At 70.0% G+C, this 12,398-nt stretch carries 12 protein-coding genes and 2 pseudogenes; 6 read left to right on the top strand and 8 right to left on the bottom strand.

Annotation, left to right across the window (positions count from 1 at the left end):
* Positions 1-217 precede the first annotated feature (217 nt).
* Entirely contained in the window at positions 218-2,026 is a 1,809-nt protein-coding gene (locus tag ABT342_RS37110) for a serine/threonine-protein kinase (protein WP_351583683.1), read from the bottom strand.
* A 241-nt stretch (positions 2,027-2,267) separates the two neighbouring features.
* The gene (locus ABT342_RS37105; RefSeq protein WP_351583680.1) at positions 2,268-2,435 is read right to left on the bottom strand and encodes a hypothetical protein; all 168 of its coding nucleotides are present in this window, start codon (positions 2,433-2,435) and stop codon (positions 2,268-2,270) included.
* A gap of 224 nt (positions 2,436-2,659) precedes the next feature.
* On the opposite strand from ABT342_RS37105, the gene ABT342_RS37100 reads away from it, so the two are divergent.
* From ABT342_RS37100 to ABT342_RS37090, 3 genes are all read left to right on the top strand, one after another.
* A complete protein-coding gene (locus ABT342_RS37100; RefSeq protein WP_351583677.1) occupies positions 2,660-3,244 on the top strand; it encodes a DUF2867 domain-containing protein in 585 nt (194 codons plus the stop codon).
* Between the two features lie 253 nt (positions 3,245-3,497).
* On the top strand, positions 3,498-3,884 hold the full coding sequence (locus ABT342_RS37095; protein ID WP_351583674.1) for a DUF6153 family protein: 387 nt from the start codon (positions 3,498-3,500) through the stop codon (positions 3,882-3,884).
* Between the two features lie 85 nt (positions 3,885-3,969).
* Positions 3,970-4,689, top strand: a complete 720-nt coding sequence (locus tag ABT342_RS37090; protein ID WP_351583671.1) for a hypothetical protein — start codon at positions 3,970-3,972, stop codon at positions 4,687-4,689.
* 155 nt (positions 4,690-4,844) lie between these two features.
* Here ABT342_RS37090 and ABT342_RS37085 read toward each other — a convergent pair whose 3' ends face one another.
* Entirely contained in the window at positions 4,845-5,153 is a 309-nt protein-coding gene (locus ABT342_RS37085; RefSeq protein WP_351583668.1) for a hypothetical protein, read from the bottom strand.
* A gap of 218 nt (positions 5,154-5,371) precedes the next feature.
* Here ABT342_RS37085 and ABT342_RS37080 point away from each other — a divergent pair, with 218 nt between their 5' ends.
* Positions 5,372-7,009 (top strand): sigma-70 family RNA polymerase sigma factor, encoded by a 1,638-nt coding sequence (locus ABT342_RS37080; protein ID WP_351583665.1) that lies wholly within the window; start codon positions 5,372-5,374, stop codon positions 7,007-7,009.
* Between the two features lie 292 nt (positions 7,010-7,301).
* On the opposite strand, the gene ABT342_RS37075 is transcribed toward ABT342_RS37080, so the two are convergent.
* The 3 genes from ABT342_RS37075 to ABT342_RS37065 all read right to left on the bottom strand — a co-directional run bounded on the left by ABT342_RS37075 (position 7,302) and on the right by ABT342_RS37065 (position 9,115).
* On the bottom strand, positions 7,302-7,541 hold the full coding sequence (locus tag ABT342_RS37075; protein WP_502965681.1) for a hypothetical protein: 240 nt from the start codon (positions 7,539-7,541) through the stop codon (positions 7,302-7,304).
* 9 nt (positions 7,542-7,550) lie between these two features.
* Positions 7,551-7,703, bottom strand: a complete 153-nt coding sequence (locus ABT342_RS37070) for a hypothetical protein (RefSeq protein ID WP_351583662.1) — start codon at positions 7,701-7,703, stop codon at positions 7,551-7,553.
* A gap of 647 nt (positions 7,704-8,350) precedes the next feature.
* On the bottom strand, positions 8,351-9,115 hold the full coding sequence (locus ABT342_RS37065; protein WP_351583686.1) for an SDR family oxidoreductase: 765 nt from the start codon (positions 9,113-9,115) through the stop codon (positions 8,351-8,353).
* 384 nt (positions 9,116-9,499) lie between these two features.
* On the opposite strand from ABT342_RS37065, the gene ABT342_RS37060 reads away from it, so the two are divergent.
* Positions 9,500-10,204: a hypothetical protein gene (locus ABT342_RS37060; RefSeq protein ID WP_351583659.1), complete on the top strand. Its 705-nt coding sequence runs from the start codon at positions 9,500-9,502 to the stop codon at positions 10,202-10,204.
* A gap of 63 nt (positions 10,205-10,267) precedes the next feature.
* On the opposite strand, the gene ABT342_RS37055 is transcribed toward ABT342_RS37060, so the two are convergent.
* A complete protein-coding gene (locus tag ABT342_RS37055) occupies positions 10,268-10,927 on the bottom strand; it encodes an MSMEG_1061 family FMN-dependent PPOX-type flavoprotein (protein ID WP_351583656.1) in 660 nt (219 codons plus the stop codon).
* A gap of 332 nt (positions 10,928-11,259) precedes the next feature.
* Here ABT342_RS37055 and ABT342_RS37050 point away from each other — a divergent pair.
* Positions 11,260-11,961: pseudogene (locus tag ABT342_RS37050) on the top strand (IS5 family transposase); the annotation flags it as partial.
* A 20-nt stretch (positions 11,962-11,981) separates the two neighbouring features.
* On the opposite strand, the pseudogene ABT342_RS37045 reads toward ABT342_RS37050, so the two are convergent.
* Positions 11,982-12,398, bottom strand: a pseudogene (locus tag ABT342_RS37045) (hypothetical protein); the annotation flags it as partial.

Raw genomic sequence — 12,398 nt, 5'->3', positions numbered from 1 at the left:
GCTCGCACTACCCGTCGGCATCGGCGCCGGCGTCCTCCTGCTCGCCGGCATCACCTTCTACGCCCTCACCCGCCGCAGGGCCTGACACCGGCGCTACCAGTACGACCGGGCGGCCCTCGAGTCTGATACGTGGACACGAAGGCGAGCCCGATCACCCCTGGCCATGAAGGCAAGGTGCCTCCCCGAACCCCGGGGAGGGCACCGACACAGCGGGCACCTACTCCCGGTAGTACTCCCCGGGCTCGCCGTCCGGCCCCATCCCGGACAGCAGCAGGCGCTGCTTGCCCTGGAAGGTGTCGATGCGCAGGCTCTGCGACGTCGTGTCGGCCGAGCAGTCGGCGTCCGAGGCCTGCTCGTCCAGGTCCTCGGGCCCGACGACGACCACCGTTCCGGCCCCGCCGACCATCGCGGTGCCCTCGCAGTGGACCGTGCCGCCGGTCAACTCGCCCGTCTCGTCGTCGGTCTTCGGATACGTCCTCTCGAAGCGGACGAGCGAGTCGCCCGCCGGGCCCTGGCTCACGGTGAGGCCGTAGCTCCACAGCTGCTGTTGGTCGTCCGGGGTTTCGGTGAGCGGTGCGTGTTTCCAGCTCCCGAGGAACGCGGCGGGCACGATCTCGGGCCCGGCCTTCGCCCTGCGGAACGTCGCGGTGACGGCCCCGGATTTCCACTCCAGGACGTCTTTGGAGCGCACGGTGAGGGTCTGGTGCGCGGCGGGTGTGCACCGGCCCTCGGGGACACCGGCCGTCACGTCGCTCTCGCCGAAGACGATCCTGTTCTCGTCCGCCGAGACGAGCACGGACCGCCCCATGCACAGCCGTTCGCCGGTGACGTTGACGTACGTGGCGCTCTTGCTGCCCTTGCCGCCCTGGCCGATCTCGATGCGGGCGGTCGCCTTGGGTATGTCCTGGGTGCCTTCGAGTACGCCCTCCCAGGCGCCGAGGTACACGTCCGGCACGAGCTCCGTGTCCGTGGCCCCGTTCGTGCCCCTGTTCGCGTCCGTGGTGCGGGTCTTCTCCGGCCAGTACGCGGCCGCCACCACGCCCCCCGCGGCGAGTACCGCCACCGCGCAGGCGGCGGCGAGCGCGGTACGCAGCCGGCGGCGCTTCGGCCGCGGCCGATCGTCGTCCCCGGGCGCGGGCGTGTCCGCGTCCAGCAGCCCGGCCGCCTGCGCCCCGAGCCGGGCCAGCAGTGCCGGCGGCAGCCAGGCGGTCACGTCGTGGGGCGCCGTACGCCCCAGATCGGCGGCCGACGGCCGGCGGGCCGGGTCCTTGGCGAGGCAGGCCCGCACGAGCGGACCGAGCTCCTCCGGCAGCCCCTCCAGATCCGGTTCGTCGTGCGCGATCCGGAACATGACGGCGTGCATGCCGCTGTCGGCGGCCCCGAACGGCTGCCGCCCCGTCGCCGCGTACGCGAGCACCGCGCCCACGCAGAAGATGTCCGACGCCGGTGTGATCCGCTCGCCCCGCACCTGCTCCGGCGACATGAAGCCGGGCGAACCGACGACCGCGCCGGTGGTGGTGAGCCCTCCGTCGGTGACCGTGTCCACGGCCCGCGCGATCCCGAAGTCGATGATGCGCGGCCCGTCCACGGCCAGCAGGATGTTGGACGGCTTCAGGTCGCGGTGCACGATCCCGGCCGCGTGGATGTGCTCCAGCGCCCGCCCCAGCCCACCCGCCAGCGTGCGCACCGAGCGGGCGGGCAGCAGGCCCAGGTCGTCCACGGCGGCCCGCAACGACGGCCCGGGTACGTACGAGACCGCCACCCACGGCGCCTCGGCCTCGGTGTCGGAGTCGATCACGGGAGCGGTGCCCGTGTCCCCGACCCGTTCCAGCGCGGCGACTTCGCGCGCGAACCGCAGCCGGAAGGCGCTCTCCGAGGCGAGCTGCGCGTGGACGACCTTCACGGCGACGGTACGTCCGCCCTCGGACCGGGCGAGGTACACGCGGCCCATGCCCCCGGTGCCGAGGCGGCCGAGCAGCCGGAACGGGCCGATGCGGGGCGGGTCTTCGGGCGTCAGCGCTTCCACGCGGGGATCCTCGCACACACGGCGACCATCATGGTCTAGACCCTTGACAGGTACAGGCCAATTTCACTGCACTGCTACCACGCCCGCGCCCTCCGCCGGTCAGGCCGAACGCCGCTGGACGCGGGCCGGACGATCCGCCCGGCCGCGCCGGGCCGGCGACAGGACATCCACGGTCACCCCGGCACCTTCGCCGGGCGCCGCGTCCCAGCGGCGGAGCTTGTCGGCAACCTTTCCCGCCCGCTCATCGTTCGGACCGGATCACGTGGACGAGGATCGCCTCCACGTCACCGATCCGGATGTCGACCGTGAGCCCCGTACCGGCGACAGGACGCGTCCACACCGTCGAGACGTGGTTCGCTTCCTTCTCGATCGTCCACCCGTTCGCAGACTCGACATGTCGGGCGTTCACGTCCCCGCGCCTGCGGCGCCGCCCCCACCCCCGTGCGGGGCGGCGCCGCGGCCTGCCCCGTGATCCTGACGGCGGCCGGGTCGCCACCGCCTCATGCGGACGACGGATCGCTCCTTCCGCCGTCCGGCGGAGGCTCTCCTTCGTGGGAAGGACGAACGGATCCGCACCGGCCCGCCAGGATCGTGGACAGCGGTGACACCCCACCGACCGGACGGAGGCCCACGATGAAGCTCCCGAACGCCGCCCACACCTCCCGGCCCTGGCTGATCCACGAGATCGCGCCCGACTTCACGCTCTACGACGTGTGGGCGCTGCCGACGCCGGGCGGCCGCGACGACTTCCCCGTGCTGATCCGGCAGACCTCCGAGGGCGACACGTCGGACAGCCCGTCCTGGATCGCCCGCACGCTCTTCGCGATCCGCTGGAAGCTCGGGGAACTGCTCGGCTGGGACGACGCGGCCACCGGCGTCGGCTCCCGGGTCCCGACCCTGCGCGACCGGCTGCCGGCCGCGCTGCGCGAAGGCCCGTACGGTCCCGAGTTCGACCGGCTCCCCTTCAGGTCCGTCTACGTGACGGACGACGAGTGGGCGTCGGAGATGGCCAACCGGACCGTGCACGGGGTCATGCACCTGGCGTGGGTCCCGGACGGCGACGGCGGCTACCGGGGCCAGCTGGCCGTCCTGGTGAAGCCGAACGGCCTGTTCGGCAAGGCCTACATGGCGGCGATCGCGCCGTTCCGGCACCTGCTCGTGTACCCGCCGCTGATGCGGAGGATCGAACAGGAGTGGCGGGCCGAGATGACTGCCTAGGCGCAGCCGAGAGCCTTCTTCACCTTCGGCGCGAAGTCGAGGTGAAGGCCTCGATGTTCTTGCGGCGTTCGAGCGCAACATGGTGCGGCCGCGTCGTGACGCCACGCGATCACATCCTCCGCCTGATGAGATACTCCGCCTGTTAAGGGGCGGGGACACCTTCCGTTGCCATATTCGCTACCAAGCCCGTCTATTGTCCTGAGGCGTGAATTCAGGGAAGGTCCGTCGCGGCCGCCACACGGGAGCGTTGCTGATGGCGACGCTCTTCGCTGTGGTGTTTGCCGTGTTCGCGATGCACACCCTGACCACAGAGGAAGCCCACCGCTGCCACACCGCTGCGTCGCCGCTCTCCTACGCGGCGGACGGGACCCAGCACCCTCACGCCGGTGTCGCCCCCGGGGACGCGGCCCGCACACCGAACAGCCCGGACGGCGAATCCCACCACGACCACGGCGGAACCGAAGAGACCTGCCTGGCGCTCCTGTGCATCGTCGCCGCCCTGCTCTCGTTCGCCCTCGAACGGGGGGCGTCCAACCGCGTCCTCTACGTACTTCGCCTCAGGGCACCACCCGCGCACAGCTGGATCAGCCGCATCGGCGACCCACCGTGCCTGCACCAACTTTCGATCCTGCGCTGCTGAGAGCCGCACCAGCGTCACGCCGCACCACTGGTGCCGGCGTGCTTCCGCCTGCTCTCACCGCAAGATCTGAAAGGCCTTACCCAGCATGACCACCGTTGTTGAGCCCGAGTACCGGACTCCCGCCCCGAGACCACGCCGCCGCGCCTTCGACAAGAAGTCGCTCCCGGCCCGCTACAGCGGCCAGATGCTCTACTTCATGGGCGCTGCCCTCATCGCCGGGGCCGTCGTCCACTACCCGATCAATCCGTCGCTGTACGCGATCATCTGCGCCGTCGGCGCCTTCGTGTTCCTCCTCGGCACCGTCGTCAACGAGTTCGTGCTGGCCGACGAGCGGCCGGTGCTGAGCCAGGCGGTCTCGCTGGTCACGTTCTCGCTGCTGCTGTCCTTCGGCGTAGGCATGGTCGGTGGCGGCATCCAGCACTTCGAGCAGTTCCCCGAGCGCAGCGCCTGGATGACCCCCATCGGCCTGCTCATGTCGTACGTCGCGTTCGTCGCGAAGGATTCCAAGGGCCGCTGGCGGCACCTCGTCAGCCCGTTCGCGGCCAGTGTCGTCGTCGTCTCGGCCCTCGTCTGGCTGGGCATGACCGCCCTCGCCGGCACGGTCGCCTCCGACAGCCACAGCCACGTCACCGGCTCCACGACCAAGACCCCCGCAGAACAGAGCCAGGCTCCCGCCGTGCAGGAGCCCCCGGCCAAGGCTCCCGCCGTGCAGGAGCCCCCGGCCAAGGCTCCCGCCGAGGCGGAGCACCCGACCAAGGCACCCGCCGAGCCGACAGAGGATGGCCACACGTCCCACGGACACTGACGGTCCCGTCATTCACTCCATGACAAAGCCCCAGGTCAGCGACCTGGGGCTTTGTCGTTTCCGGCTACTCCGGCTGGTAGGCGCTGATCGCGTCGGCCATGGGCATCAGCCGCGCAATCGAGCTTGACGGGAACTTAGCGAGCCTTTGACGGCCGTCAGCCCGCGGACATCGCCGCGGCCAGCAGCACGGCGAACACCAGCGGGAGAAGCGCGAATCCGAGCGCTGTAACGGCGGTCGCGATGCGCAGCCCTCGCAGGGAGCGGCGGTGGGGCAGGACCCAGGCGATCACGAGCAGGCCCATGGCCAGGAAGATCGCGACCTCGATGCCGCTGGTGTAGCCGTCGGCCTGGAACAGGCTGTACTCCCAGACGAGCAGCGGCACGCCCGGCAGGGACGTCATGAGAGGCGCCTTCCACCAGTCCTCGTGGGAGGTACAGAGCTGCGGCGCGTGGTCCTGGTTCATGTGCTCCACCCCATCAGCGCCGGCCGCCCAGGGCATCGGGGGGCGTACTCATCCCGTTCGTGCGCGCGTACTCATGCCGGTCCACCACCGCGTGCGGAGCGGCTCGGGCTGGTGCTCCCGGCGATCCCGGTGCACAGTTATCCGATTTCTGTTATCCGGGCGGAGGCGGCGCGTCTCCCCAGTGTCAGACAAGGCAAACAGCCTCAGCACTGAGTGGGATGGGACACAACGTGAACAGCGAACGCGAAAACATCGCGATGATCACGGCGGCGCGAGCCGGTGACCAGCAGGCCCAGGACCGGCTCGTCGCGGCGTACCTGCCGCTGGTCTACAACATCGTCGGCCGCGCCCTGAACGGGCACGCCGACGTCGACGACGTGGTGCAGGAGACCATGCTCCGCGTCCTCGGCGGCCTGGGGTCCCTGCGCGGCCCGGAGAACTTCCGCAGCTGGCTGGTCGCCATCACGATGAACCAGATACGGGGCCACTGGCGGGAGCGCCGCGCGGGCGCGATACCGACGGGCGGCGGCGTGGCGGACGCGTACGACGTCGTCGACCCCGGCGCGGACTTCGTGGACCTGACCATCCTCCGCCTCGGGCTGTCGGGGCAGCGCCGCGAGACCGCGGAGGCGACCCGCTGGCTGGAGGAGGACGACCGGGCGCTGCTGTCGCTGTGGTGGCTGGAGGCGGCCGGGGAGCTCTCGCGGGAGGAGGTCGCGGCAGCGCTGGAGCTGTCGCCGCAGCACACGGCGGTGCGGGTGCAGCGGATGAAGGCCCAGCTGGAGACGGCCCGGATCGTGGTGCGCGCCCTGTCCGCCGATCCCCGCTGTGTGCTTCTCGCGCCGATAGCCGCCGGCTGGGACGGCATACCCTCGGCCCTCTGGCGCAAGCGCCTGGCCCGCCACGCGCGCGACTGCACCGTCTGCGCGGGCCACGGGGCCGGGCTGGTGCCCGCCGAGGGCCTGCTGGTGGGACTCGGCCTCGTTCCGGCCGCGCTCGGCGGACTCGCCGCCATGTCGGACTTCGCCACCACGGCTTCCATGCCTCCGGACTTCGCCACCGCGGCCTCGGCCCACGCCCCCGCCGCGCTCTCCGGACCCGGCTCGCCCCCGCACCCCGCCTCCGCCCGGACCCGGGCCCGGCTGGAGCGCACCCGCCGCCGCCGTCGTACCGCGGTCGTGGCCGCCGCGGTCGTCACGCTGGTCGTCGGCGGCGGAGCGGCCCACCTCCTCACCGGCCCCGACACGGACGCGGAACCACCCACCACGGCCCTCGCCCCCGCCTCCCCCCTGCTCCCCTCGGCCCCGCCGACGCCGTCGTCGCCCTCGCCGACACCCTCCGCCTCGGCCTCCCCCTCGCCCTCGCCGAGCGTCACCAAGACGACCAAGCCGACCCCGACCCGCACCACAGCCAAGCCGAAGCCCAGGCCCACCCCCACGCCGCAGCGGCCGGACCCCGAGCCGGCCACGCCGAGCGGCACCGCAGAGCAGGTCGTCGCCCTCGTCAATACCGAGCGCGCGAAGGCGGGATGCGGCCCGGTCAGCTCCAACGGCAAGCTCACAACGGCGGCCACCGATCACTCGGCGGACATGGAGGCCCGGGACTACTTCGACCACACCAACCCGGACGGCGAGGACCCGGGCGACCGCATCACCGACGTCGGCTACCGGTGGAGCACGTACGGCGAGAACATCGCGCGGGGCCAGCAGACCCCGGCCTCGGTGATGGACTCGTGGATGAACAGCCCGGGCCACCGCGCGAACATCCTCAACTGCTCCTTCAAGGAGATGGGGGTGGGCATCCACAACGCCTCCGGCGGCCCGTGGTGGACGCAGGTGTTCGGCACGGCGCTCTGAGGTCGCCGGGTGTACTGCGGATGCCGGTGCGTGTGTGCGGGTGCGGGGGTCAGTATTGGCCGTCGAGGGCGGATGCCGATTCCGCGCGGTAGCACGCCGAGACGACCTTGAATTGGAGCATCGTCTGGTTGCCCCCGTCCTTGTGGGCGCTGACGTGCATGGCGAACTGCTCGGTCTTGTTCTCGGCGTAGGTCTCGGGTTGCTGGGCCTTGCTGTTGGCCTTGCCGTCTGGCGTCCGCGAGCGCCGTGTCCAGCTTCCGCTTGGCCGCCGCCATGTCGAAGGCGAAACCGTTCAGCGCGGTGCTGACGAGGCCGCACTCGGTCCCCGCGTAGTGGAAGTTCTTCGACAGCTCCTGAATTCCCCCTGGGCGGCCGTCGCCGCGGCGCCCTTGACCTCATTGCGAAGCCCTACGCAGACCCGGTTGTCGATGGCTTCCTTGGCCGCGCCGGCCATGTCACCGGCCGCCCGGTAGCCGTCCGCCGCCTGCTCGTACTCTTCCGGCTTGAAGGCTTTGAGCGTCGCGAGATCCATAGCCGTCGATCACTTCGCCTTCGCCTGGCCGCCGACGGCCTCGGTGTCCTCGTACTGCGTCTTGAGCTTGTTCAGATCCGCCAGGACCAGCTCGTCGGACCGGTAAAGATCGTTACCCGAACTCTCCAACAGCCCGCCCAGGGACGCACAGCGCTTGTTCACGTCCCCGATGTACTTCTTCCAGGACTCGTACTGCTCCTTCTGCGCCGCCGCACTCTGGACCCCGGCCCGTCCCTGAGCCCCGCCTGCCCGTCCTCCAACGTCGTCAGCGCCTTGCCGATGCCTTCACAGGCCCTTGACGCCCTCGCCGGCCTTCACCCACGCCCTCTTGTCCGACTTCAGATCCTCCGAAGCCCCGCCCGGAGCAGCGCCCCCCCCCGCATCGGCCGGAAGCTGATTCAGCTGCATCTGTCCGGAACCGCGCCCTGCCGCATCGGCCTTGAGCTGCTCACACTCGTCCCAAGCCACATGTGGCCCCCGTTCACCGTCGCGGACGTCAACACGCGGCGAGAAATCCGCCTCCGCGAGCCATGACTTTACGGGCTGTTGACGCCTCCTGGGCCCCTTCAAGCCCATGGGGCGCATGAGTACGCGCACTCTTGCCCACCATAGATGAGAGGCCCCGGCGGCGTCCGGGGGAGCGCCGGGCCCGCCCTGGGCCGTGTCCGATGGGTCGCGTGACTCGCCTTGGGGTGGATCGCTTCGGTCGACGTGGGGCGGGGTGAGCAGACGAAGCCGCATCCGGCTCCGGCTTCGCTCCTGATTCGGCGATTCTCGACGAAGGGCGTCGGGGATCGGTCTTGGCGTGCTCAACCGGAAGAGCTGGTGGCAGTCGCAGAAGTGCTCACGGCCTCGAAGTGGAAGGCGTTGATGTAGCAGTCGCGTGGCTGCTGAATGGCGAAGGTGATGCAGTCGATCACCGACTGCGCGGCCAGAGGGTCATGCGCACCGCGCGGGGTGGCGCCCCATTCGGTGGACAGAGGGTCGCGGGTGCTGTCAAAGTCCGGCGGGAACAGGGAGATCACGCGCACGCCCTGAGGTCGCAGGCGGTGGGAAAGGGCTTCGGTGAAGCCGCGTTGGGCGTGCTTGGCGGCGTAGTACGCCTCGTGGGCACTGGGGTGGTGAGCGCCGGGCACGCCGCAGACGGAAACCATGGTGACCACGTCGGGGCGGTCGGAGGCGAGCAGCAGGGGTAGCAGGTTCTTGGTGACGAGTATGGTGCCGGTGCCACCAGAGGCGAGGGTGTCGGCCACGTCCTCGTCGGAGGCCGACAGCAGATCGGGTCCTTCCAGCCAGCGGGCGCCGTTGTTGACCAGGACGTCGACGCGGTCGGTGCGTTCGGCGACCGCCTTGGCGAAGGCGCGGATCGCGGCGGGGTCGGTCAGGTCGCAGGCGAAGGCATGGGCCTTCTCGTGGCCGCGGTCGAGGAGTTCGGCGCGGGTACGTTCGGCTGCTTCCAGGGCCCGGGCGGCAAGGAAGACTTCGGCGCCGAGGCCGGCGAAATGGTGGGCGAGGGCGCGGCCGAAGTCGCGGCCGGCGCCTGTGATGACTATGCGGCGGTCGGTGAGGTTCATGACGTGCTCTCGATCCGTGCGAGTGAGGGACGGGGGGTGCGGCGTCTCTCCGGTGACCAGTACGGCGCGGCTGTCCGACATGAAGTCTCCTCGTGAACGCCGGTACGCCGGTACGCCGGTTCTTGAGCTGCCGTGATGACCACCTTCGGTGCACAACAGCCTGGCACCTGAACCTAGGTTGAAGTCCAGTGCATATGACTCACATCACGACCCGGCGCGACTCTGCCTCCGCCCACGCCGCACCGGGACGGGCGATCCGCGCGACGAGGTTCCGGCTGCGGAGTCGGCGGAGGTGCTCTGCGGAGTATTACGCCTTGTCTGCGCTGACTCTGATCCTGCCCTGCTACGTTGCCTCGGGCACTGACATCGGCCAGAGGAGCGGCCATGGGGTGGGCATGGTTCCAGTTCTGTGGGGCGGAGGATGAACCTCAGTACGGCCTCCGGCACTCGGGGCATTCCTTTGCCACGTTCGCTGAAGCACGTGTCGATCTCCTGCGCCACATGCAGCGGCACAGCACCGAGCCAAAGTTCGCCAAGGCCGCGTGGACCCTGGATGTTGCCGCCCCCGATGTGAACACCGTGCAGGGAGTGCCCCATTACTGGCGCGTGTTCGAGTTCCCCGACGGCCGTCCCCTGAAGGCCGCAGCGCTTCAAGCCGCCAACGACCTGGCCGAGCAGAGGTTCGGACACCGCAACTGGACGTACGCGCGCCGTCCACGCCGGACTTCCGGCCGAGCGCGGAAGTGGGGGCGTGAGTGGGCGATATGTCTGTCGCCTGCCCTGGTCGGTTTTGCGATCGCCCTCATCATCATCCTGTTGAACCAAGGCGGCGTGAAGGAAGTTCTCGTCTTCAACGGCAACATCGTGCAGGGTGGGGACACCCGCATCGACTATCGCATCGGCACGGGCGAATCGCGCAGGGCGCCCTGCCGGGAAATGGCAGAGACAGAACAGCGCTACGTGGCACCGAACTCAGGTGCCATGCTGGCCGCCTGGTTCATCTTCGGCTTCACTGTGGTCGTGTCCGTTGCGGCGACGTGGTCGCGCTGGGACGAGCGCCGGAGGCAGGGCCGACGACGACGCGATTGATCTTGGGGCGTGCCGGCCTGCGGGTTCGGCGGGCTGGTGGTTCAGCAATCGCTGGTCGGCCCGTTACTCGTACCGGTACTTCAGCGAATCCGCCTCCGCCTGCTCGATGTCGGCGATCGTCAGCTCCGGCATCCGCAGCTGGGCCAGCGTCACCTCGGCCGAGGTCGGCTGGGCGTCCGCCGGCAGCCACTGCTCAGGCTTCCAGGCCGCGCTGCGCAGGAGCGACTTGGGGCAGTGCGGGTAGACCTCCTCGATCCCCAGCACCAGCGCACTGGCCGGCGGCTTGCCCACAGCGGTGAGCTGCGACAGCAGCTCCGCGCGGGTGGAGACGCAGGCCCGGCCGTTCACCCTGAGGGTCGTGGTGCGCCCCGGTATGACGAACAGCAGCCCGGCCCGTCCGGTGGCGACGACGTTCTGCAGGGTGTCCAGACGCTTGTTGCCGGTCGCGTCCGGTATCGCCACCGTCCGTGCGTCCAGGACGGCGACGAACCCGGCGGGGCCGCCGCGCGGGGAGACGTCACAGTTGCCCTCGGCGTCCGCGCTGGCGACCAGGACCAGCGATGAGCATCCGATCAACCGCCGGGTCTGCTCGGTGAGTTCGGTCATCTGCTTCCGTATGGCCGCGTCTTTGGGGAGTTCGTAGGCCCGGCGCAACGCCTGCTGGTCGGGCACGGCGTCGAGGCGGAGCGAGTCGAAGGCACTGCCGGCAAGGGGTTTCGTCATGCCCCCCGACCCTAACGGGCCGACCTGCGATTGATCTCGGTCGGTGAGTGCGGGGGCGCCATCGCCGCTTTGGTCTCCGACCGCGCCGCCAAGCGGCCCACCCGGCACAAACCCGGCACCGGGCTGGTGCACGTTCGCGTCAATGCCTGCTGAACCACGACCCAGCCGAACCCGCAGGCAACATGCCCCAAGATCAATCGTGGGTCAGCCCGTCAGCCTCCCCTATTGCGCTGACGACCGACCCGTCGGACAGGCCCTAGGGCGCGAATTGAGTCGTGATCAATTTGCGGGATTCACCCTCATGGCGCGGGCGGTCCGGTAGTTCGTATGGCATGACGCGCGTGCAGCTGACGGACGAGGAGTGGGAGTACGTCGCTCCGTACCTGCCGATCGGCAGGTACGGCCCGTACCCCGACCGGCTGCGGCAGCAGTTCGAGGGCGTGATCTGGAGGTTCAGCACGGGTGGACAGTGGCGGGAGATGCCGCAGGAGTTCGGTGCATGGCCGACCGTCCATAACCGCTTCAGGCAGTGGCGGGACGCTGGTGTCTTCGAGGCCCTGCTGGAGGGCCTGATCGCCGAGGCGGCGAAGCGGGACCGGGTGGACTTATCCCTGGTCAGCGTGGATTCCACCACTGTCCGGGCCCAGCACGACGCGGCCGGGATGCACCTCGATCCGGACGTGCTGGCCGCCCTGGAGAAGGCCGCCGCCGAGGAGGAGAAGGCCCGGCAAAAGGGGGCGGCCTGGAAGGACAAGACGGGCGGGACCCCGGAAGAACCGGAGCGGGAGGAGGGGCGGCGCGTCCGTCGACGGCACAAGCTCCTGTTGAAAGCTGCCCTGCTCGGCCGCTCGCGGGGTGGACAGACGAGCAAGGTCCATCTCGCTGCCGACCGCAAATGCCGCCCGCTCGTGGTGGTGTTGACCGCGGGCCAGGCCGCGGACAGTCCGCAGTTCCTCCCCGCGCTGAGGGAGATACGGGTCCGCAGGCCGGCGGGCCGTCCTCGCACCCGGCCCGGCGCGGTTGCCGGGGACAAGACATCCCACGCGGATAAGCGTCAAGCCGCCGTCGCTCTGAGTCCGGCTGAGGCCAGTGGGAAAGCGACTGCTTCGTCGTAGGTATGGCTATTCCGGAGGCAGTGGAAGAGCATGCCCATGAAGCGGTTGAAGAGGTTCCGCTGTGCTGCGACGTGGCGGTCGCCGGCGGCTCGGCGGCGGTCGTAGTGGGCTCTGGCTCCTGGTGACCTGGTCAGAGAGTTGAAGGCCCAGACGAAGCCAACGGCGGCCAGTCTCTGGTTCTTGACCTTCCTGCTCATGACCTTGCAGCTCTTGCCGCTGGCTCTGGTGACCGGGGCGCTTCCCGCGTAGGCCTTGAGGGATGCATCGACGACGAGCTCGGCGCGGTGGTGGTCGGCCATGGTGTAGCCGACGACCTCGCGGGTGGCCAGGTCCAGCCAGCAGGCGAGGTAGAGCCA

The organism is Streptomyces sp. NPDC000410, assembly GCF_040300305.1.
GTDB lineage: Bacteria > Actinomycetota > Actinomycetes > Streptomycetales > Streptomycetaceae > Streptomyces.
The sequence above is the reverse complement of the archived record's forward strand: the minus strand, read 5'-3'. Positions and strand labels throughout refer to the sequence as shown.